The sequence below is a fragment of the Klebsiella sp. RHBSTW-00215 genome, assembly GCF_014103785.1.
GTDB lineage: Bacteria > Pseudomonadota > Gammaproteobacteria > Enterobacterales > Enterobacteriaceae > Klebsiella.
In genome coordinates this window covers 2,751,746-2,774,006 of sequence record NZ_JABXQS010000001.1, presented here as the reverse complement: position 1 = coordinate 2,774,006, position 22,261 = coordinate 2,751,746, and the positions used below count along the sequence as shown (strand labels likewise).

Annotated in this window: 20 protein-coding genes; 7 read left to right on the top strand and 13 right to left on the bottom strand. The window is 54.0% G+C overall.

What is annotated here, in order from left to right:
• Positions 1–96 precede the first annotated feature (96 nt).
• The 5 genes from HV127_RS13140 to HV127_RS13120 all read right to left on the bottom strand — a co-directional run bounded on the left by HV127_RS13140 (position 97) and on the right by HV127_RS13120 (position 4,888).
• Positions 97–1,731: a class I SAM-dependent methyltransferase gene (locus HV127_RS13140; protein ID WP_182236548.1), complete on the bottom strand. Its 1,635-nt coding sequence runs from the start codon at positions 1,729–1,731 to the stop codon at positions 97–99.
• 11 nt (positions 1,732–1,742) lie between these two features.
• The gene (locus tag HV127_RS13135; protein WP_182236546.1) at positions 1,743–2,294 is read right to left on the bottom strand and encodes an N-acetyltransferase; all 552 of its coding nucleotides are present in this window, start codon (positions 2,292–2,294) and stop codon (positions 1,743–1,745) included.
• 10 nt (positions 2,295–2,304) lie between these two features.
• Positions 2,305–2,562, bottom strand: a complete 258-nt coding sequence (locus HV127_RS13130) for a YjhX family toxin (protein ID WP_110273875.1) — start codon at positions 2,560–2,562, stop codon at positions 2,305–2,307.
• A 318-nt stretch (positions 2,563–2,880) separates the two neighbouring features.
• Positions 2,881–3,855 carry a LacI family DNA-binding transcriptional regulator gene (locus HV127_RS13125; protein WP_182236544.1) on the bottom strand — a complete coding sequence of 325 codons (975 nt, stop codon included), beginning with the start codon at positions 3,853–3,855 and terminating at the stop codon, positions 2,881–2,883.
• Between the two features lie 100 nt (positions 3,856–3,955).
• Complete coding sequence (locus tag HV127_RS13120) at positions 3,956–4,888, bottom strand: ROK family protein (protein WP_182236542.1); 933 nt, start codon at positions 4,886–4,888, stop codon at positions 3,956–3,958.
• Positions 4,889–5,415: 527 nt separating this feature from the next.
• Between HV127_RS13120 and uxuA the strand changes: the two genes are divergently transcribed.
• The 6 genes from uxuA (at position 5,416) to gabD (ending at position 14,264) form a co-directional block, all read left to right on the top strand.
• Positions 5,416–6,600, top strand: coding sequence for a mannonate dehydratase (gene uxuA / locus HV127_RS13115; protein ID WP_182236539.1), 1,185 nt, complete (start codon positions 5,416–5,418; stop codon positions 6,598–6,600).
• Positions 6,601–6,675: 75 nt separating this feature from the next.
• The gene (locus tag HV127_RS13110; RefSeq protein WP_182236537.1) at positions 6,676–8,151 is read left to right on the top strand and encodes a fructuronate reductase; all 1,476 of its coding nucleotides are present in this window, start codon (positions 6,676–6,678) and stop codon (positions 8,149–8,151) included.
• Between the two features lie 134 nt (positions 8,152–8,285).
• A complete protein-coding gene (gene uxuR / locus HV127_RS13105) occupies positions 8,286–9,062 on the top strand; it encodes a Uxu operon transcriptional regulator (protein ID WP_181483446.1) in 777 nt (258 codons plus the stop codon).
• Between the two features lie 165 nt (positions 9,063–9,227).
• Positions 9,228–10,220, top strand: a complete 993-nt coding sequence (locus HV127_RS13100; RefSeq protein ID WP_182236535.1) for an AraC family transcriptional regulator — start codon at positions 9,228–9,230, stop codon at positions 10,218–10,220.
• 121 nt (positions 10,221–10,341) lie between these two features.
• Positions 10,342–12,450: a ferrioxamine B receptor FoxA gene (foxA, locus tag HV127_RS13095; RefSeq protein WP_182236533.1), complete on the top strand. Its 2,109-nt coding sequence runs from the start codon at positions 10,342–10,344 to the stop codon at positions 12,448–12,450.
• Positions 12,451–12,815: 365 nt separating this feature from the next.
• Complete coding sequence (gene gabD, locus HV127_RS13090; RefSeq protein ID WP_182236531.1) at positions 12,816–14,264, top strand: NADP-dependent succinate-semialdehyde dehydrogenase; 1,449 nt, start codon at positions 12,816–12,818, stop codon at positions 14,262–14,264.
• Between the two features lie 116 nt (positions 14,265–14,380).
• Here the strand turns inward: gabD and crl are convergent, their stop codons facing one another.
• The 3 genes from crl to gpt all read right to left on the bottom strand — a co-directional run bounded on the left by crl (position 14,381) and on the right by gpt (position 16,646).
• Positions 14,381–14,779 carry a sigma factor-binding protein Crl gene (gene crl, locus HV127_RS13085; RefSeq protein ID WP_181483450.1) on the bottom strand — a complete coding sequence of 133 codons (399 nt, stop codon included), beginning with the start codon at positions 14,777–14,779 and terminating at the stop codon, positions 14,381–14,383.
• A 57-nt stretch (positions 14,780–14,836) separates the two neighbouring features.
• Positions 14,837–16,081 (bottom strand): esterase FrsA, encoded by a 1,245-nt coding sequence (frsA, locus tag HV127_RS13080; RefSeq protein WP_182236529.1) that lies wholly within the window; start codon positions 16,079–16,081, stop codon positions 14,837–14,839.
• Between the two features lie 106 nt (positions 16,082–16,187).
• Positions 16,188–16,646: a xanthine phosphoribosyltransferase gene (gene gpt / locus HV127_RS13075; RefSeq protein ID WP_110273886.1), complete on the bottom strand. Its 459-nt coding sequence runs from the start codon at positions 16,644–16,646 to the stop codon at positions 16,188–16,190.
• 257 nt (positions 16,647–16,903) lie between these two features.
• Here gpt and pepD point away from each other — a divergent pair, with 257 nt between their 5' ends.
• Positions 16,904–18,361, top strand: a complete 1,458-nt coding sequence (gene pepD / locus HV127_RS13070; RefSeq protein ID WP_182236527.1) for a cytosol nonspecific dipeptidase — start codon at positions 16,904–16,906, stop codon at positions 18,359–18,361.
• Positions 18,362–18,419: 58 nt separating this feature from the next.
• Here pepD and prfH read toward each other — a convergent pair whose 3' ends face one another.
• From prfH to nqrM, 5 genes are all read right to left on the bottom strand, one after another.
• Positions 18,420–19,019 carry a peptide chain release factor H gene (gene prfH / locus HV127_RS13065; RefSeq protein WP_182236525.1) on the bottom strand — a complete coding sequence of 200 codons (600 nt, stop codon included), beginning with the start codon at positions 19,017–19,019 and terminating at the stop codon, positions 18,420–18,422.
• Positions 19,016–20,155 (bottom strand): RNA ligase RtcB family protein, encoded by a 1,140-nt coding sequence (locus tag HV127_RS13060; RefSeq protein ID WP_182236523.1) that lies wholly within the window; start codon positions 20,153–20,155, stop codon positions 19,016–19,018. The genes prfH and HV127_RS13060 overlap by 4 nt, the downstream gene beginning before the upstream one ends.
• 237 nt (positions 20,156–20,392) lie before the next feature.
• Positions 20,393–20,848 (bottom strand): GNAT family N-acetyltransferase, encoded by a 456-nt coding sequence (locus HV127_RS13055; RefSeq protein ID WP_182236521.1) that lies wholly within the window; start codon positions 20,846–20,848, stop codon positions 20,393–20,395.
• Between the two features lie 2 nt (positions 20,849–20,850).
• Complete coding sequence (gene dinB, locus HV127_RS13050; RefSeq protein WP_182236519.1) at positions 20,851–21,906, bottom strand: DNA polymerase IV; 1,056 nt, start codon at positions 21,904–21,906, stop codon at positions 20,851–20,853.
• Positions 21,907–22,045: 139 nt separating this feature from the next.
• Complete coding sequence (gene nqrM / locus HV127_RS13045) at positions 22,046–22,261, bottom strand: (Na+)-NQR maturation NqrM (RefSeq protein ID WP_167492892.1); 216 nt, start codon at positions 22,259–22,261, stop codon at positions 22,046–22,048.

The window sequence follows — 22,261 nt, the reverse complement described above, 5'->3', positions numbered from 1 at the left end:
TACCAGAATCAGAAGACGATTAACTTTTACTCGCCTTCTACGGATTTGAGATATTCTGAACCCGGCATAGCCTTCCGCTATGCCGGGTATTTCATCCTAACGCTTGATCAGTGCAAACACGCCCCAGCCAAAATATTCACGTGTATACGTTACATGGCGTTTTGGCGCTATCGTCAGCTCAGCCCGGGCTTCTGGCGCAAAGTTATCGTGCGGATTTTCCTCTAACCAGCGGCGCAGGGTGAGCCACTTAGCCGCTTCGTAGCGATCCCAGCCCTCTTGATCGGCCAGCACCATCTCCACAAGATCGTAGCCAAGCTTTTCGAAAGAGGAAACCAGTTCGGGAAGAGCGAGAAAGTCCGAAAGCGAAGAGACGCCACAAGCTTGCGCAATCTCTTCCGTTGCCGGAACCTGACGCCAGTACGGCTCGCCGATCAGCAGCATGCCGCCAGGGTTGAGGCTTTTACTCAACAGTTCAATAGTTCCGGCCACGCCGCCGCCAATCCAGGTGGCGCCCACGCAGGCTGCGATATCGCATTTTTCATCGGCGACATAACCGGCAGCATCCTGATGGATAAAATCAACGCTGTCGGCAACGCCAAGTTCTTGCGCCCGCTGTTTGGCCTGCTGGCTAAATAGCGCGCTCATATCGACACCCATACCGCTAATACCGTGGTCGCGAGCCCAGGTACAGAGCATTTCTCCCGAACCGCTGCCGAGGTCGAGTATCCGGATCCCTGGCTTCATACGTAACACGCGGCCCAGCGTGGCATATTTTTCCGGCGTAAATGGATTATGGATGCGGTGAGCACTTTCACTGATGGTAAAAATACGTGGGATATCCAATGTTGGAATTCCTTTTATTGAGTTTGAAGTAAGAGAATTGGGTTCATTTTTTTCCGCCAGTAGCGCATATAGCTTGCCTTCAAAGGTCTCGCTGACCGGCCATTCCGCCCTATCCGGGCGGATAATCGTGGTAAAACCTGCCGTGCGCAGCAAGTCGAGGTACTCTTCATCCTGCCAGGCCGTCATTTGGCTGCCGAAGCGCGTCACGTTGCCGTTCTCTTCGATTGCCATAAACAGCGTTGAGCTGGTTTGCGCTGCCGACTCCCAGGCGTGCTCCGTCAGCAGCAGATGCGGCGTGGCAAGAAACAGCCCCTGCGGACAGCGCTGCCAACCGGGTTCCGCCATTCCCTGACGTTTAACTTCATCAAAAGTATGAACCTCAATAAGCAGTTTTCCCCCCGGGGTCAGCCACTGCGCACAGCGGTTAATCAGCGAGCGGGCATCTGCCGCGCTGAACACGTTCAGTTCACCAAAGGTCATCATGATGAAATCAAACTGTTCTCCCGGCTCGTAGGCGCGTACATCCTGCTGCTGATAATCAATATTCAGCTCGGCGGTCTGCGCCTGCTGCCGGGCCCAGGCGATCGAGGCCGGAGAAAAATCCACGCCCGTACAGCAAAAACCGCGTTCAGCCAGCAGACGGGTGTAAAAACCCGGCCCGCAGCCAAGATCCAGAATGCGAGCGCCTGCAGGTAACTGCCCGGCAATCCACGCCACCTGCTGTTCAATAACCACCTGCCTGCGGCTGGCCCAGTCGTGGTCCTGTGAAAGATGGTTCTCCAGCATACGCTGGCTAAAAGCCGGTTCATCCCAGGGGATTTTGCGCTCCCCGGATAACAACGCCATGTGTCCGGAACCGGTAATAATCGTGCCAATAGTCATTATCATTTCCTTATTGATTACTCGCGCCAATGCTCGGGTTTCATCAACGCACGAGCGCACTGTATCTGACCCGTTCTCTCCAGCAGTTGGGCCGAAAGCAGTTGCAGCATCCAGCAGGCTTTATGTTCCTCCGGGATGGGATAAGGGGCCGGATAGCCTTTATCCCCGGCGCAAGGTTCAAAGCCATGCCGCGGGTAATAAGTGGCATGCCCCAGAACGAATACCGCCAGGCTCCCCATCGCCTTCAGATGCTCAATACCGCTTTGGATAAGCCATCCGCCAACCCCCATGCCCTGGTATTCTGGTATTACCGCCAGGGGGGCAAGGATATGCATCATCGGGGAGTCAGACTCTCCTTTGAATGTCGCCCGGGTGAACAAAATATGCCCAACCGCTTTTCCATTATGTCTGGCCAGCAGAGATAACCTCGGGCAAGCGCTCTCATCGTTGAGCAAATCGGCAACTAAGTCGGCCTCTTTGCTAAAGCCGAACGCTCGGGTTTCGACCTCGCAAATATCACCGGCGTCACCTTCGGTAGTGATATGAAAAGTGAAGTTGTGGTTTGTCATCAGATGCTCCTTAGCGATTATCCAGTTGGGCGCGGACGTTGTTCAGTCCGGTGGTATTGATGCGGTAGGGCTGCCCATTGACGGACTTGATCAGCTTTTTGGTTTTGAGTTTTTTGAAAACGGCGAGCGTACAGTCGGTGAGCAGAAGCCCTTCTCGGCTGTAGCATTCAACAGAGGTCACGCGGCCTGAAGTATCGCGAACGTGCGCGATCCGACCACCTTTAGCGAGAACGTGTAAGGTACGTTGTTCCTGACGGGATAGATTCATACTGAAGAAACCTGTTAATCATCATGCGTAAAAACGAGCCAACACCCAAAAGTGTTCGCGTAAAGTTTAAGCGCAGCGATAACCAGTCCGGCCTGAGAAGGTCGGGAAGCTGATTATCTAATGATTACATTCTCCAGCATCAAAGCCTCGGTGAGAGTTGAAAGGTATATTCAATGTGAATGATAACAGAGAGAGCATGGATGGGAATAATCAAAACTGGAAAATGTGATCTCAAAGGAATCGCGACGAGTACAAAAACCATGCTCTCCGGGTATCAGTTTTCTTTTATTCTCTGCGTTCGCTAACAAAAAATTGCCTTTACGCGCTATTTCTCAGCCTGAGCTGCACGGGCAGTAAAATATTATCTGCACTCGAGCGACAAATAAGCTCTTCCACGGCCCGCTTGCCTAATGACTCTTTATCAATGGCTATTGTGGTCAGCGCGGGCGTCAGGTGGCTGGACAAATCAATATCATCGAAGCCGACGATAGCCAGATCCTCTGGCACCCTTATCCCATTTTGATGGCAATAATTCATCGCCACGATAGCCGCCGCATCGTTGTAACAAAACAGGGCATCAGGCGGTTCGGGTAGCGCCATCAGTTCATCCAGCGCATATTCCAAAGAGGGTGTAAGTTCCGTCAGCGCGGGCGCCGTCACCTCATATTGAGGAGACATCAGCATGCCAGCCTCAAACAGCGCCTGTCGGTATCCTTTCTCACGCTGGCGAATACTGTAATGTGCAAGGCTGCTGGCCAGAAAGGCGATACGATGATACCCCTTTTCAATCAGATGCTGCGTCAGCACTATCCCACCCTGGTAATTATCAGGATTGATACTGACCATGCCGGGGATCGCGTGATCAACCAACACCATCGGCTGCGGTAATTTTCTTAATTCCGCCATCAGCTCCGGCTCTATAAAGCCAACGCACAGGAGAGCATCGGGGGAATGCTGCCGTACCTGTTGGGTCACATTATCCGTCGGCCCCATCGCCAAAAAGCTGAGCGCAATATTGTATTCCCGGCAGGCATCTTCAACGGCCAACAGGACGGGTGAGTAGAAGTTCATCGCACTGGCGGTGTTATGCTGGCGGTGGAGTATGAAGAGAATTTTTTTAATTTTCTCATCGCGAAGTCTGGAGAAGTCATATCCCATCTCCTGCGCTATCTGCATCACCCGCAGCCGGGTTTCTTCGCTCAGCCCAGGCCGATGGTTCAACGCCCGCGACACCGCCCCTACCGATACACCCGCTTTCTGCGCGATATCCCTCACCCTGACTGTCTTCAACATGCCTGACCTACCCCTTATTTACGGTTACCGCTATCATACTTCATGTTGCATTTTTGTTCAGGAGAATGAATGAGTTAGCAAGAGCTCGTATCATTGAAAACTATTCTGTACTGACGCTTGCCCTCAATGCCGCATCGCGTCCCAGCCATGCCGCGCCGCGGACGCCGCTGCTATCGCCATGCATCGCCGGGACAATTGGCGTGGTGCATTGCGTATTGAAAATATACTTTTCCACAGCCTGAGTCAGGTCAGTAAATATCTCCGGAATGCGCGAAAGCCCGCCGCCAACCACCACAATATCAGGATCGTAGATATTGATAACCGATGCTAACGCCCTCGCCAGCTGATCTTTAAATAGCCGGAACAAAGCGGTTGCATCAGAATCGCATTGATCAATAAGCGAAAAAATGGCTTTTGCATCCAGAGTATTGCCGTCAATCAGATTATATTGCCGTGCCAGCCCCGACCCCGAAATAAAAGACTCCGTGCAGTTTAGCTGCCCGCAATAGCATTTTACGCCAGCACCATCCCGCAGCGGATCATAGTGAGGAAGCGGATTATGCCCCCACTCTCCGGCGTTACCGTTGCGTCCTCGCCAGAGCATTTTATTCATTGAAAGCCCGCCGCCGCAGCCGGTTCCCAGAATCGCGCCAAACACAATCCCCACCTGTGCGCCCGCACCATCCGTCGACTCTGATAATGTAAAGCAGTTGGCGTCATTGTCCCACGCGACGGGATGACCCAACGCCTGTTCCAGATCCTGAATCAGCGGTCGTTGGTTAAGGACCACGATATTGGAGTTTTTGATGAGCCGGGTATCAACATCTTCTGTTCCCGGCAGGCATAAACCGACGCTGATCGGGACCGAAAAAGAAGATTTAACATCCTGAATAAAATCGACCAGCGATGTCAGAAATCCCTGATAGTCAGATTTCACCGTACTTCTTCGCTTTGATAACAAGACATTACCCTGAGCATCGAGGATAACTGCTTCTGTTTTCGTCCCGCCAATATCCAGTCCCATACTTAACATTCTATCACCTCAGCAAGCGTTCATTCGCCGTTTACTAAACAATTATTAATGCCCATTATCCTATGTGAAAAATCCGTTATTTGAAGCTTGTTAATACGCATTAGTGATAAAGATCACATAAACAAAAATATAAAAACACATTGTTTACTAAACAAAAAGAAACATATCAACTTGCTGCTTTTATCGGTGACACTTCCCTTGGGCCAACAGTATCCACCGAACTCCATTATGTGGTTGAGACGTGACTAAATTGGTAAACCATTACCACTCGCCTGACCCCTGTCAGAGACATTTACGCAAAGAAAAATTGTCACTCGCCGCCCTGTCTTCCCGTTAACACGCCTTAAAACCTGCTCCCATGTGATTTGGTTAACCAATTTTGCTTTTATGGTTGACATGTATGACAAATTAGAGGAATTTATGCACCATATCGTCCGGTCTCCCCGGTTTTCATGTGGTTTCAGGGAACCGACAATCCAACCAAAGCAGTGGCCTGAAGCGGGTCAACAACGTGAAAGAGGTTAAGCATGGAACAGACATGGCGCTGGTATGGCCCTAACGATCCGGTCACTTTAGCTGACGTCCGTCAGGCGGGGGCGACTGGCGTTGTCACCGCTCTACACCATATTCCGAACGGCGAGGTGTGGTCGGTTGAAGAGATCCTCAAGCGCAAAGCCATCGTAGAAGAGGCAGGCCTGGTCTGGTCGGTGGTCGAAAGCGTACCGATTCACGAAGAGATCAAAACCCACTCAGGCAACTATGCACAGTGGATAGCCAACTATCAGCAGAGCCTGCGCAACCTGGCTCAGTGCGGCATTCGTACCGTGTGCTACAACTTTATGCCGGTTCTCGACTGGACCCGTACCGACCTGGAATACGTCCTGCCGGATGGATCCAAAGCGCTGCGTTTCGATCAGATTGAGTTTGCCGCCTTCGAGCTGCATATCCTCAAGCGTCCGGGCGCACAAGCGGATTACACCGCCGAAGAAATCGCCCAGGCAAACCAGCGCTTCGCCACCATAAGCGATGAAGATAAAGCGCGCCTGACCCGAAATATCATCGCGGGCCTGCCGGGTGCCGAAGAGGGTTATACCCTCGACCAGTTCCGTCAACACCTGGCGACCTATAAAGATATCGATAAAGCCGCGCTGCGCGAGAATTTTGCCGTCTTCCTGAAGGCGATTATTCCCGTTGCCGAAGAGGCTGGCGTCCGCATGGCAGTGCATCCGGACGATCCACCGCGCCCGATTCTCGGCCTGCCGCGCATCGTCTCTACCGTAGAAGATATGCAGTGGATGGTCGATACGGTCAACAGCATGGCAAACGGCTTCACCATGTGTACCGGCTCCTACGGCGTGCGCGCCGACAACGACCTGGTTGATATGATTAAGCAGTTCGGCCCGCGCATTTACTTCACCCATCTGCGCTCCACCCTGCGCGAAGATAACCCGAAAACCTTCCATGAAGCGGCGCATCTGCACGGCGACGTCGACATGTATGAAGTGGTGAAGGCCATCGTTGAAGAAGAGCATCGTCGTAAAGCGGAAGGCAAAGAGGATCTCATCCCGATGCGCCCTGACCACGGCCACCAGATGCTTGACGACCTGAAAAAGAAAACCAACCCTGGCTACTCCGCGATTGGTCGCCTGAAAGGGCTGGCTGAAGTCCGCGGCGTCGAGCTGGCAATTCAGCGCGCCTTCTTTAGCCGCTGATCCTGACTGGCGGGGCCGAGCGTCCCGCCCTTCTCCCCCTTCGGTCGCGTTTTGCGACCCACTCTGGAGTTTGCTATGACTGCAACCCTTGCCGACAGCAACCTGCCGGTTACACGCCCTGCGTGGGATCGTTCTCGCCTGCAATCCCGTATCGTTCATCTGGGCTGCGGCGCGTTTCACCGCGCACATCAGGCGCTTTACACCCACCATCTGCTGGAAACCAGCGATAGCGACTGGGGCATCTGCGAAGTCAACCTGATGCCGGGCAACGACCGCCTGCTGATTGAGAATCTGAAAAACCAACAGTTGCTGTATACCGTGGCGGAAAAAGGCGCCGAGCGCACTGAGCTGAAGATTATCGGTTCGATGAAAGAAGCGCTGCACCCGGAGATTGACGGCTGCGACGGTATTCTGAACGCGATGGCGCGCCCGCAAACGGCGATCGTCTCACTAACGGTGACAGAAAAAGGTTACTGCACCGATGCCGCCAGCGGTCAGCTGGATCTCAACAACCCGCTAATTCAGCACGACCTCGCCAACCCGGCCACGCCGAAATCCGCCATTGGCTACATCGTCGAAGCCCTGCGCCTGCGTCGCGAACAAGGGCTGGCGGCGTTTACGGTGATGTCCTGCGACAACGTGCGGGAGAATGGCCATGTGGCGAAAGTCGCGGTGCTGGGCCTGGCGCAGGCCAGAGACCCAGAGCTGGCGGCGTGGATTGAAGCTCATGCCACCTTCCCATGCACTATGGTTGACCGCATCGTGCCCGCGGCAACCCCTGAAACGTTGCAGGAGATTGCCGACCAGCTTGGGGTCTACGATCCGTGCGCTATTGCCTGCGAACCGTTCCGCCAGTGGGTAATCGAAGACAACTTCGTCAACGGCCGCCCTGAGTGGGACCTGGTTGGGGCGCAGTTTGTGGCAGACGTGGTGCCGTTTGAAATGATGAAGCTGCGGATGCTCAACGGTAGCCACTCATTCCTTGCGTATCTTGGCTATCTCGACGGCTATGAAACCATCGCCGACACCATGGGCAACCCGGCGTATCAAAAAGCAGCCTTTGCCCTGATGATGCAGGAACAGGCTCCAACGCTATCCATGCCGGAAGGCACCGATCTACAGGCTTATGCCACGCTGCTAATCGCCCGGTTCAGTAACCCTTCTCTGCGCCACCGTACCTGGCAGATTGCGATGGACGGTAGCCAGAAGCTACCGCAGCGCCTGCTGGATCCGGTACGCCTGCATTTGCGCAACGGTAGCGACTGGCGTCATCTTGCGCTCGGCGTGGCGGGCTGGATGCGCTACACCCAGGGGGTTGATGAGCAAGGGCAACCTATCGATGTAGTGGACCCTTTACTGACCGATATTCAGCAAATTAACTCGCGTTACCAGGGCGCCGAGCGCGTCACCGCCCTGCTGGCCTTAAGCGGGATTTTTGCCCAGGATCTGCCGGAGAACAGTGACTTCGTCGAAGCCGTTACGCAGGCTTATCACAAGCTGTGTAAATGGGGCGCGCGTGAGTGCGTCGCGGCATTAAGAACCGCCGTCTAATCTCTCTAAATCGCAGGTCAACTCAATGAAAATTTGGTTGACCTGTTTTGCGTATCTAAGGCGTGAGAGATGCTAACCCGTCACTCAAATGCTATAGTCAGCCACCACACCATCGCATGCCACTGCATAACACCATGAAATCACAAACTTCTCAGCACAGACCCTATCAGGAAGTCGGCGCGATGATTCGCGATCTGATCGTACAAACGCCGTACAACCCTGGCGATCGTTTACCGCCGGAGCGAGAGATCGCCGAGATGTTAGACGTGACCCGCACGGTGGTGCGTGAAGCGCTGATCATGCTGGAAATTAAAGGACTGGTAGAAGTCCGCCGCGGTGCCGGGATCTACGTGCTCGACAATAGCGCCGAGGAAGGGGTTGCTGAGAGCGCCGACGCCAGCCATTGCGATGATGCCGGTCCGTTTGAACTGCTGCAAGCGCGCCAGCTACTGGAAAGCAATATCGCTGAATTTGCCGCGCTGCAGGCAACTCGGGAAGATATCAGCAAAATGCGCCAGGCTTTACAGCTGGAGGAGCAAGAACTGGCCAGCAGCGCGCCGGAGAGTTCAGAAAGCGGCGATATGCAGTTCCATTTGGCGATCGCCGAAGCCACACACAACAGTATGCTGGTGGAGCTATTTCGTCAGTCATGGCAGTGGCGGGAAAACAATCCCATGTGGATCCAGCTGCATCGCCACCTCGGGGACACCCACTATCGTCAGGAGTGGCTGGTCGATCATAAACGGATCCTTGCAGCATTAATCAAAAAAGACGCCCGCGCGGCAAAGCTCGCCATGTGGCAGCATCTGGAAAACGTCAAACGTCGCCTGCTGGAGTTCTCCAACGTCGATGATATTTTCTTCGACGGCTACCTGTTTGACTCCTGGCCGCTGGACAACGTCGACGCCTGACCCCTTATCAAACCGTGCGGGTAGACTCCCCGTGCGGTCCCCCTTCCCGTAACGGCAATACGTAAAGCAAATATTGATAATGATTCTCATCATTATTGTCGCACTGCGCACGCAGTGATAAAGTTGCTCCACCCAATGACACCCTGCCTCAGTGCCAAAAACCGCATGAACAATATGACTCCGCAGAATGAACCTGCCCGCTCGGTGCTGAGAAAAACCTTCTCCGTCAGCGAGTTTATGGACTTTGGCGAACGTTACGGTATCGACTACCGTTTCCCGCAGCAGCAGCAAAAACCGCAGGCGCCGCACGCCAGCCTCGTGCTGCGAGGGGAAGTGGAAGAGATGACGCTGCCGTGCGGAATGTGCGTTACCCATTCTGATGTTCATGTGCTGCAACCTTATGAGACGACCTCCCGCCATAGCAGTCCGCTATATATGCTGGTGGTGCTGGAGGGCTGCGTCGACCTGACCCTGAACGGAGAACAGCATCTCGTACGCTCCGGGATGGCGTTCACCTCGCGGCTTAGCGAACACCAGGCGATGAGCGCCCGCCACGATGCCGACAGCAGGCTACGGACGCTATCTCTGGGGTTGTATCCTGATGGCGCATGGCGCGATGGTCTGCTCGATTCATTGATGCGCGAATGGGAAAGATGCCAGACGCCAACGCTTATCTGGCAGATACCGGGCTTTCTGCTGAGCGGCTTGCAATATGCGCAGCAGAGCACGCTCGGGGGCGTTTCCCGCCAGCTGATGCTGGAAGGGCTCATTTTGCAGCTGTTCGGCCATGGTCTGAGCGTGTGCCAGGATGAAAGCGCTAAACACATCGCCCCGGCAGGCGGCGAGCAGCAGCGGCTGGAGAGAGTTCGCCGCCTGCTGGAACAATCTCCGGAGAACGACTACACCCTCAATGAGCTGGCCCAGCGGGCGGCGATGAGCTCCAGCAGCTTACGCAGCAAGTTTCGTCACGCCTACGGCTGTTCAGTCTTCGACTATCTGCGCGACTGCCGCCTTGAGCGGGCAAGAGGCTATTTGCTTGAAGGATATAGCGTGCAGCAGGCGGCATGGATGTCGGGTTATCAGCACGCCACCAACTTCTCTACCGCCTTTCGTCGGCGCTACGGCATCTCGCCCTGTGACGTACAAAAGACGGGGTAATGCATTTTTCACATTTTCGCGAAGAATACTTAGACGCTTTGGCAGCGCGCATACGTATCCTGGCATTTCGCATAGCTATAGAAAGCATCAAAAAGGTAATAATTCTTATTAACAATTAGAAATGCCTTTGGAGATGTTCATGTTTGCGAAAACTCGCCTGGCGCTATTGGTAGGATGGGTGACCGGCAGCGTCGCCTTCCCGCTGCTGGCTCAGGAAACCGCTAAAAACGAAACCATTGTGGTCACTTCGCAGATGCAGAGCGGCGCGACCAAAATTGCCACCCCGGATATTGAGACCCCGCAGTCGGTCTCTATCATCACTCGCGAGCAGTTTGAAGAGCAGGGAGCGATCAGCGTACGTCAGGCCGTGAGCTATACGCCTGGGGTTTACAGCAACCAGATTGGCGCTTCCAACCGCTTTGACTATATCGTCCTGCGCGGCTTCTCTGACGGCAGTCTGGATAACGTCTATCTCGATGGCCTGAAGATGATGGGCGACACCAACTCGCACAGCTCCCTGGTGGTCGATCCGTGGTTCCTGGAAAATATCGAAGTGGTTCGCGGTCCGGCTTCGGTGCTTTACGGTCGCTCCTCGCCAGGCGGTATCGTCGCCCTCACCTCGCGTAAACCTTCATTCGATCCCGGCGGAGAAATCAAACTGTTCGGCGGTAATAACAACCAGCGCGGAGCAGCGTTTGATGTCACTGGCGCGCTGGACGATAACGACCGGGTGGCGGCGCGGTTAAGCGGGATGACTCGCTATGCAGACTCCCAGTTTGACACCTTAAAAGAGCAACGCTACGCGATTATGCCCAGCCTGACCTGGCGCATCACCGACCAGACGCGTCTTGATTTAATGGCCTACCTGCATCGCGACCCGGAGGGCGGCAGCCACTCAGGCCTTCCCTATGAAGGCACCGTGGTCCCGCATGACGGCAAGAAAATCGCCAACACCTTCTTCGAAGGTGAAGATGATTATGACAAGTATGACCGCCGTGAAAATATGGTCGGCTATAACTTCGAGCATATGTTTGATAGCGGCTGGTCGGTACGGCAAAAGCTGCGTTATCTGCATACTAAAGTCGAGCTAAATCAGGTCTATGCTGCGGGCTGGTTGAATGAAACCGATCTGAACCGAGGTTATTCCGGCTCAGACGAGAAGATGAATGCCATTACGCTGGATAACCAGCTTGATGGCAGCGTCGATACCTGGGCGGTGAACCATCGCCTGCTGATGGGCATTGACTACCAGGATCGTAGCAACGACACCACCGGTTATTACGGTGCATTCCCGGCCATCAACGCTTTTAACCCAGTCTACGGCGCGAAGCCGGATTACATCACCATGTACAGCCGTGAAAAACATAAGCTGCGCCAGACCGGTTACTATTTGCAGGATCAGATGTCCTGGGATCGCTGGCGCTTCACGCTCGGCGGGCGCTACGATCAGGTGAGCGTTTCTAATATCGACAAGCTCAACAATTCTCGTAGCGATCTGGATAAGAACAACTTCAGTAGCCGCGCCGCGCTGATGTATCTGTTCGATAGTGGTTTTGCACCGTACATCAGCTACTCCACCGCCTTTACGCCGACCAGCTTCGCCGATGAAAACGGCAACATACTGGATCCGATGAAAGGCAAGCAGTGGGAAGCCGGGCTGAAGTATGAGCCGGAAGGGATGAACAGCCAGTTCAGCGCCTCGGTATTCCGCATCAACCAGACCAATATCGCCACCAAAGAAGAGCCGACCGATCCGTATCGTTCGATTGGCGAAATTGAGTCGAAAGGGGTGGAGCTGGAAGCCATCAGCCAGCTGACGGACAGCTTCCGTCTGCAGGCCGCCTATACCTACACCGACATCCGCTATAAGAAAAGCAGTCCGGAAGAGCAAGGCAAGCGCGCCGTTTACGCCCCGCGCAACCAGGCCAGCGCCTGGCTAAGCTACGATGTGAAAAGCGGCCCGCTGGATGGCCTGACGCTCGGTTCCGGCGTGCGCTATGTTAATGGGATCACCAGCGATCGCCTGAATACGCATACCCTGCCGTCCTATACGCTAGTGGATATGACGGTTGGCTATGACCTGTCGAAGGTAGGGATTAAAGGCCTCAGCGCGCAGCTGAACGTCAATAACCTGACGGATAAGAGCTATATCGCGGCCTGTAACTCGCTCTCCTACTGCTACTTTGGTGCGGAACGCAGCATCGTCGGCAGCGTCTCCTGGAAGTTCTGATTCAGCGAAAATGCCCGGTGGCGGCTAATACCTTACCGGGCCTACAAAAATTCGGAACCTGATGATATCTTGGTATTTGTAGGCCGTGCAAGGCGTTAGCCGCCGCTCGGCAGAAATGCGAGCATAATATCTGAAGCCGGTTTGTCATCAGTTTCATGCCCGGCGCTTAACCGCTCCGGTATGTTAATCCTCTGCTTTAACGTCCCATCAGCCCAAACAACCACAAATTTAAGCTAGTTACTGTCACATCAGCCAGAGCTGTACCCGGTCCCTTGAGCATGTTCGTCTACACTAAACAAGGATAGGTGTTTGACGCCGCAGACCGGACGCATTCACAGCTTTTACCGATAAGACAGGACGCAACCATGCAACTTAACGACCCCACCCTTTTTCGCCAACAGGCATTAATCAACGGACGCTGGCGCGATGCCTCCAGTGGAGAAACCATCGCGGTGACCAACCCCGCCAACGGCCAGCAACTGGGCAGCGTACCCAAAATGGGCGCCGAGGAAACCCGCGAGGCCATCGACGCCGCCAACCTCGCCCTGCCCGCCTGGCGCGCCCTCACCGCCAAAGAGCGGGCCAATATTCTGCGCCGCTGGTTCGATTTAATGATGGAGCATCAGGACGATTTAGCGCGCCTGATGACTTTGGAGCAGGGTAAACCGCTGGCGGAAGCCAAGGGCGAAATCAGCTACGCCGCCTCTTTTATTGAGTGGTTTGCCGAAGAAGGTAAGCGCATCTATGGCGACACGATCCCGGGTCATCAGGCCGACAAGCGACTGCTGGTGATTAAGCAGCCGATTGGCGTAACCGCCGCCATCACCCCGTGGAATTTTCCCTCGGCGATGATCACCCGTAAGGCGGGTCCGGCGCTGGCCGCAGGCTGCACTATGGTGCTCAAGCCCGCCAGCCAGACGCCGTTTTCCGCGCTGGCGCTGGCTGAGCTGGCGAACCGCGCCGGGATCCCCGAAGGGGTATTTAACGTCGTTACGGGTTCCGCCAGCGCAGTTGGCAATGAGCTCACCAGCAACCCGCTGGTGCGTAAACTCTCCTTTACCGGCTCGACGGAGATTGGCCGCCAGCTGATGGAACAGTGCGCGAAGGACATCAAAAAGGTCTCACTGGAACTGGGCGGCAACGCGCCGTTCATCGTCTTTGATGACGCCGATTTAGATAAAGCCGTCGAAGGCGCGATGGCCTCTAAGTTTCGCAACGCCGGGCAAACCTGCGTCTGCGCCAATCGCCTGTATGTCCAGGACGGCGTCTATGACCGCTTTGCCGAAAAACTCCAGCAAGCGGTAAGTAAACTGCAAATCGGCGACGGCCTGCAGCCGAATATCACCATCGGGCCATTGATTGACGAGAAGGCCATTGCCAAAGTGCAGGAGCATATTACCGATGCGTTAGACAAAGGCGCGCGGGTGGTGACCGGCGGGAAAGCCCACGAGCTGGGTGGGAATTTCTTCCAGCCGACGATTCTGGTAGACGTGCCCGGCGATGCTAAAGTCGCCAAAGAAGAGACCTTCGGCCCGCTAGCCCCACTATTTCGCTTTAAAGATGAAGCCGACGCGATAAAGCAGGCCAACGACACCGAGTTTGGCCTGGCAGCCTATTTCTACGCTCGCGACTTAAGCCGCGTATTCCGCGTCGGCGAAGCGCTGGAGTACGGCATCATCGGCATCAACACCGGAATTATCTCTACCGAAGTCGCTCCTTTCGGCGGCGTGAAATCTTCCGGGCTGGGCCGCGAAGGCTCGAAGTACGGTATAGAGGATTATTTAGAAATCAAATACATGTGCATTGGGGTTTAGCTGATTTAATTCGCAACAATGCAATTGAGCCTAAAGTATGTTGTAACTATAGAGCAAATTTAAAAATCCACGCTGCAGGGCGTGGATTTTTTCTGAAGATGAGATTAATAGTCTGATTAAGCTCGCAGTTTCACCGGCTCGCTGAAATCATCGGCAGGTTCCAGCTTCAGGCTGAACGTCGCCAGTAGCGCCTCGGCTCGTTCGTGAAAGCCGCGTAGCGTCTTTTCGAGCTTTTCAGTGACTTCAGGATCGTCAATAGCAACTGCGCGCCAGACCCCTTCTTTATCAAATAAACCAAACTGATAGCTGTAGACGAAGCGTGATTTCTCTGCGTCCATTTCCATCCACCATCCCCAGAACTCGCGTTTTTCCGGCGCCGGTTTAACGTTGACGCAAACTGCCAGGCAATCGAAAAAGAAGCGGTTGTCTTCACACTGCTCCTCACGGATGTAAGGTCCAAGAGCCGTGAATTTCTTAATCAGCTTACTCTTTAGGTGTCCACTCGGTAACGTCATTGCGATCTCCTTTAGTGATGCAATGACGTTACCAAATCAATAGAATTTAGCAATATATTAACTAAATCTATGGCTAATCCAGCGGGCGATCTGCCGCAAGGCGTGATCGAAGTTACGATAAACCGGGTTGAAAGGAATTTCCATCAGCTTGCCATCGGCTGATGATGAGGTAATCAAACGTGACTCCTCTTCCGGGCTGAACGGATCGTCCTTCCAGTAACCCGAGAGCATTGGCGTTGGGCTGCGGCGGCCCAGCAATCCCTGAACTTTTAACGAATAGCGGCTCAGCTCAACGCGCAGCGCCTCATCGGAAGCATCATGCATCCCCAGACGCGAAGCCAGAACGTCAAGATACATTTCCGGTACCCGCCCCTGATGAAGAGGATCAACCAGCAGACCATGCACCACCGGCCCAAGGCAGGCTACAGCTTTCAGGCGTTGCGACTCAAGATAGCCCAGCCGCACCGCAATATTGGCGCCGAAACGAAAACCAAATGCGGCCACGCGGGTATGATCGACCCAAGGGACATTAGACAGATGCTGCAATACATACTGGTGTAGCAAACTAGTGTCCTGGGTCAGCTTACATTTTGATGAGAAACCAATAGAAGGCATATCCACGGTCAACATGGCGATACCCAATGGCGCAAAATAGTTCTCATACAGGTTGTAATAATCGGTCTGTAGCGCGTCTAATCCGCCGCACATCAGCACCGTAGGGAAGGGACCATCGCCTGGCGGCATATGCAAGAAACCGGTTATCGGCGTTCCACCGGGGATGGAGAACTCCAGTTCGCGCAGCTTACCCGGCAGCCGCTGGGCCGCTTCTTCATAAGCACGATACGCCAGGACCTGCGCCTGCTCAGCCAGCTCATCGCCCTTAATGTGCGGATAAGCGGCAATGCTGTACAGGTTTGCCGCATGGAGCCAGTGACGGCCGCTAACCAGAAGATCCTCTTCCTGACCAGCCTTTTGCTGCCAATCCATCGCCTGTTTGGCCCACTCAAAGATCCAGTTACCGCCGCGATAGCCGACCACCGTATCGTAAAGCTCCGGGTCAGTGCGTTCTGCATCGCTCATGACGATGCGCGCCTGCACGTCGAGGATCTCCTGCGGCGTCACGCCACGCCAAATCCACATCAAGCGGTTAATGAGTCGATACCAGTGATCAACATTATTGCCGCTCAGCGCGGTCTGAATCTGTTGTTGCGATCCAGTGGAAAACCGACGCACCAGCGTTGAGGTTTCCGGATGTTTGAATCGGGGTTTAAACAGCGTTTCGCTAAGGTTAGCCTGGGACATGTGCAGCCTCCATCATGTTGCCACTGAGACTATTGTAACCTGCACAAGGGTAAAAAAAACCACGCCCGGCAAAACCGGGCGTGGTAATTAGCATTTACGCTGAAAATTAACGACCTGCGATAGGCGGTACGAACACCACGCCCATATCCCACGGTTGTTCAATCCAGGTTTCTTGCGGAATATCAACTACATAATCATCAACCAGCGGACGTCCTGCCGGTTTAGCGAAGATAGTGACAAAATGCGCTTTTGGATACATCTCACGAATAGCTACCGCGGTACCGCCGGTATCGACCAGATCGTCGATGACAATGAAGCCTTCGCCATCGCCTTCAGCACGTTTCAGTACGGTCAGTTCGCGCTGGTTATCGTGGTCATAGCTGGAGATGCAAACGGTATCAACATGACGAATACCCAGTTCACGCGCCAGTAAAGCTCCCGGTACCAGACCGCCACGGCTAACGGCAATAATGCCTTTCCATTGTTCAACCGGCAGCAGACGAGTAGCCAGTTTGCGGGCGTGAATCTGCAACATGTCCCAGGTGACGACGTACTTTTCGCTCATGTGAAGTGTCCCAGCCTATGTAATACGGCTTAAATTGTGTTCGAGGGGAAAAATGGTTGCGCGAGATTATAGAGATCTGGGGCGTTAAAAACCAGCGTTAAGCAGCCATCGCGACTCTTTTTGCGTGGTTTACACTACCGGAGTACGCGGAAAGTGGTATTCTCAACCCCATCGCGCAAGCCTTGGCTTGTAGTGTACTTGATTGCTAACCCCCGACCTGTAAACGACTTTTGCAGGCGCTCGTAAGGAGACTCATCGTGTCTGAACTGTCTCAGTTATCCCCGCAACCGCTGTGGGATATTTTTGCCAAAATCTGCTCAATTCCCCATCCGTCCTATCACGAAGAACAGCTCGCTGAGCACATTATGGGCTGGGCAAAAGAAAAAGGCTTACACGCAGAACGCGACCAGGTTGGCAACATTCTGATTCGTAAAAACGCTACCGCCGGTATGGAAAATCGCAAGCCTGTTGTTCTACAGGCACACCTTGATATGGTGCCGCAGAAGAATAACGATACCGTCCACGACTTCACTAAAGACCCCATTCAGCCCTATATCGACGGCGAGTGGATCAAAGCGCGCGGTACAACGCTGGGCGCTGATAACGGTATCGGCATGGCCTCCGCACTGGCGGTACTGGCTGACGACAACGTGGTCCACGGTCCGCTGGAAGTGCTGCTGACCATGACTGAAGAAGCCGGTATGGACGGCGCATTTGGTCTGCAGGCCAACTGGCTGCAAGCGGATATCCTGATTAACACTGACTCTGAAGAAGAGGGTGAAATCTACATGGGCTGTGCGGGGGGGATCGATTTCACCTCTAACCTGCCGCTGACCCGCGAAGCCGTGCCGGCTGGTTTCCAGAGCTTTAAATTGACGTTAAAAGGATTGAAAGGCGGTCACTCAGGCGGCGAAATCCACGTTGGTTTGGGTAATGCCAACAAACTGCTGGCGCGCTTCCTGGCGGGCCATGCAGAAGAGCTGGATCTGCGTCTGGTCGATTTCAACGGCGGCACCCTGCGTAACGCCATCCCGCGTGAAGCTTTTGCCACCGTGGCCGTCGCGGCAGATAAAACAGATACACTGAAGGCGCTGGTCAACGCATACCAGGAAATCCTGCAAAACGAGCTGGCAGCCAAAGAAAAAAATCTGGTTATCCTGCTGGAATCGGTCAGCAACGACCAGGCGGCGCTGACTGCACAATCCCGCGATAGCTTTGTGCGCCTGCTGAACGCTACGCCGAACGGCGTCATCCGCAATTCTGACGTGGCGAAAGGCGTGGTGGAAACCTCCCTGAACGTCGGCGTTGTCACCATGACCGACGACAACGTGCAGATTCACTGCCTGATTCGCTCGCTGATCGACAGCGGTAAAGACTACGTCGTGAGCATGCTGGACTCTCTGGGCAAGCTGGCGGGTGCAAAAACCGAAGCCAAAGGCGCATACCCTGGCTGGCAGCCGGACGCCAACTCTCCGGTGATGCATCTGGTGCGCGAGACCTATCAGCGTCTGTTCAACAAGACGCCGAACATCCAGATTATCCACGCGGGTCTGGAATGCGGTCTGTTCAAAAAACCGTATCCGGAAATGGACATGGTTTCTATCGGGCCGACCATTACCGGTCCGCACTCTCCGGATGAGCAGGTTCATATCGAAAGCGTTGGCCAGTACTGGACGCTGCTGACTGAACTGCTGAAAGCCATTCCAGCGAAATAAGTCAAAAAAAGGTCCACACCGCAGGGTGTGGACCTTTTTGTTCATACTGACTAGCTAATTACCGCCCGCTAAACGTCCGCACTGGATTGCCGCGCTCAATCTGATGATGAAACATTCGCCGTTCAGATTTCAACGCTGCGCTATCATCCTGCCGCTGCTGTTCCAGCTTCCAGGCAATTAACAATCGCGCCAGCCGTTTATTGGCATGTTGACTCCGTTCCGACTGCACCTTCACGCTGATCCCGCTCGCCAGATGCGTGGCGCGCACTGCGGAGTCGGTCTTATTCACATGCTGCCCACCGGGGCCGGAAGAACGTAGCGTTTCAAAGCGAATCTCTCCGGACCGCTCCTGCTCGTTACTGGAAAAACGTCCTACGCCAACATACCAGTTTTTACGCCCGTGATTGGGCCGAAACGGACTGGGGAAAATCCACTGTAGGGTGCCGCACCAGCTTTCACTTAAGGCAAACGCGGCGTCGCCATCCAGCGAAAGCAGAGCCGAACGCAGCGTACCGGAATGCCGACCCGGCTCGCTTTCCAGCAGCGTCAGAGAAACCCGCTGCTCAGTTGCTTCCTGCATTAGCCGATCCAACGACATTTTTACGGCCAGACAACATTCATCTGGCCCCTGGGCGGAAGAGAGTTGCAATAAAATCATGCGCCTTTCCCTCCACTGGTTTTCAGCGTCAGCAGAGGACGCAAACGAGCGACCGGCTCAACCAGCCCAGCCTGCACCAGGCACTCCAGTACGCTTTCTACTGATTTATATGCCTGCGGCGCTTCTTCGTAGATCAGCTGTCGATCGCGGCAAATCACTCGGCTTCCCAGTTCGGTGCGTGCCATCTGCACCGTGCTGTATTTAGCGGATAGCCGCCCTTTGCATTCGGTGCGCATCCATTTACGCCCCGCGCCATGGGCCAGCGAATGCAGCGTTTCCTCACTGATAACCGGCTGAACCAGCCAGCTGTAGTCGCCGCGTGAACCCGGAATAATCACCAGACCACTACCGTCCGGCGTCGCCCCTTTGCGATGTAGCCAGCCTTGTTGTCCGCTAACAGAACACGGCTCGACAAAGTTATGCGCAACATCCAGCACGCGCTGCCCGGTCGCGCGAACCTGCTGCAAAATACGGGTAGCAATCAGTTCGCGATTGACTCGAGCAAAAGCCAGGGCATCGTTATGCTCCGCCAGATAATCCGCCGCCGCCACGCTCCCTTCGGGTAAACCATCGTGCGAAAAAGACGTGATATGGCGTTGCAGAATAGATTGCCCCAGTCCGCGAGAGCCGCTATGCGCCAACAGCAGCAGATGCTGAGCATCAAGACCGACCCGCTGGAAGCGCTCGCTATCGACAACCTGATCCACCTGTTGTAGTTCGGCGAAGTGGTTGCCGCCGCCAATGGAGCCCAGCGCGCTGCGCCAGGGGTGTGCGATTAGATTTTCCGGCAGGTGTTCATCCAGCCAGAGCTCTTCAGCAACGTCATCCATAGCGGCCAGTTTTTTCTCAAACTTATCCGCGTTATATTTCCGCCCAAGAATATCGGTTTGCCACAGCGCCATACCGCAGCCGATATCGTTCCCCACCAGAGCCGGGTAGAAATGACCGAGAGAGAAAAAGGCCGCGCCAATCGGATAACCGCGACCAGGATGTAAGTCAGGCATTCCCACCACGCGATGCATGTGGGGTAAATTTGCCGTCGTGTGTAATTGTTGGATCGCTAAACCTTCGATCCACAGATCGTCTGACGTAATATAAGAAATATTGTCAGACGTATAATGAACATTATTGCCCATATACCAATCCATATATAACCGTCATACTCCAGGCTACATGCACGTTAGTTACGTGTAACTCGAATTATTTGGGTATAAAAATAAATAAAGGATGTGGCAGACGTTACCAGGGCAAAAAAAGAGAGTTATTCCTGGGAAGGTCTGCAAAGTGCGTTCTGAGAATGTATTTTCATGGTGAACCTCCTTTGCAGTTAATAAATTAGGTGAAAGCGCACGTATAGTAATCAGGCACAATTTTTATTGCAAGACGATTTGTCGCCGCATCAGATAATTAAGAAAACATTCACCGCGTGCTTCTACCACCTGTTTCGCTACAACGCTGAAACCATGACGTTCAAAGCAGGGTTTTGCCGTAATACTGGCTTCCACTGTCCAAATGCGTTCAGGAAACTGTATAAACAATGCATTGAGCAGCGTGCTGGCAATTCCCTGGCGGCTATAGTCAGGCGAGACAAACAGTAAATCGATATAGTCATCAACGGCAGTAATAAACCCAACGGGCGATTCATTTTTTACCGCCACCAGCACCTGAGAGGTGGTTATTTTCTGTCGCCAGCGAACTTCATCAACCTGCGCCCAGGCGGCAATTTGCTGTGAGGAATAATCAGCGCTGGCGGTCTCTTTAACGGCCCGTAAAAAGATGGCGCATAGCGCGGAAAAATCATGCGCCTCGTAAGGTCTTATTTTCAGCATCGTTATAATCCCAGAACTAATTGTCTCTCAAGCTGTGGGTCAAGAAGCGTCACATGCAGCCCCACCAGCCTCACTCCCCGGCCACCTCGTCGCTCTTGCCAGGCTTTGTGAGCAGTGCTGATCAAGTCATCTTTATTCAACCGGGGCCAGATATGTTCCTGCGTGGTGAGCTGGAAATCATTAAACTTCAGTTTGACGCCCTGGCGGGCAATCAGCAAATCTGGCTTTACCTTCGCCAGACGTCGTTCCAGCTCAGGGTAGAGATTTTCAATAATCGACTCACACTCCGCCCACTCGTGGATATCCTCCACCAGAGTGCGCTCGACACCAACTGATTTACGCTGCCGCTCATTGTTGATCTCTCGCTCATCGATCCCCTGACTGCGCTCCCATAATATCCGGCCAAATTTACCAAAGCGCTTAAGCAACATCGCCAGATCGCTGTTTTGCACATCTTCACAAGTTCGCAGCCCCATGCTTTCCAGCTTCGCGGCAGAAACTTTGCCGACGCCAGGGATTTTCGACAGCGGCAACGTTTTGACAAACTCCGCCACCTGATGCGGCGCAATGACAAACTGGCCGTTGGGTTTGTTAAGATCCGAGGCGATTTTAGCGAGGAACTTTACCGGCGCAATTCCGGCGGAGGCGGTCAGATTTAGTTCACGATGAATGGTTTCACGGATCTCCTGCGCCATCAGCGTCGCTGAACCCTGGCAAAGAACGCTATCGCTAACGTCAAGATAGGCCTCGTCCAGCGATAACGGTTCGATTAACGAAGTGTAGCGGGAAAAAATTTCCCGGATATGATTTGAGGCTTCTTTGTAAGCATCGAAACGACCGGGTAGCAGGGTCAGATGCGGGCAAAGTTTGAGAGCAGTGGCCGTCGGCATGGCGCTACGCACGCCAAATTTGCGTGCTGGATAGTTAGCAGTGCTGATAACACCGCGCTGTACCCGACTACCGCCAATGGCGATAGGAATATCGCGTAGCGCCGGATTATCACGCATCTCCACCGCCGCGAAGAAACAGTCCATATCAACATGGATGATTTTGCGCATAGTTAGCCCTCACTGACCACTGGACAAGTATACAGCAAAAATCGAGATGTTGAGAAGAGATGTGTTGTAAGCGGCGATGAACATCGTGATGAGGAATAACCCGGCGTCGCTACGCTCGGCCGGGTGGAAACTGAAGAAATTACAGAATTCGGTTCTGCTGGCGTTGTTCTTCACGCGCTATTCGCCGTTTACGCGCATCGCAAGGCTCAGGGCAGTCACAGACTTTCTCTATCCCCAGCGAGGAGATCCCGCCACAGCTGCCCTGAATACTTTTACGCTTGATCAGGTATCCCAGCGACATCCCCAGAATAACCAGCGCGAAAATAACAAAGGTCGCCACAAATACCGTCAACAT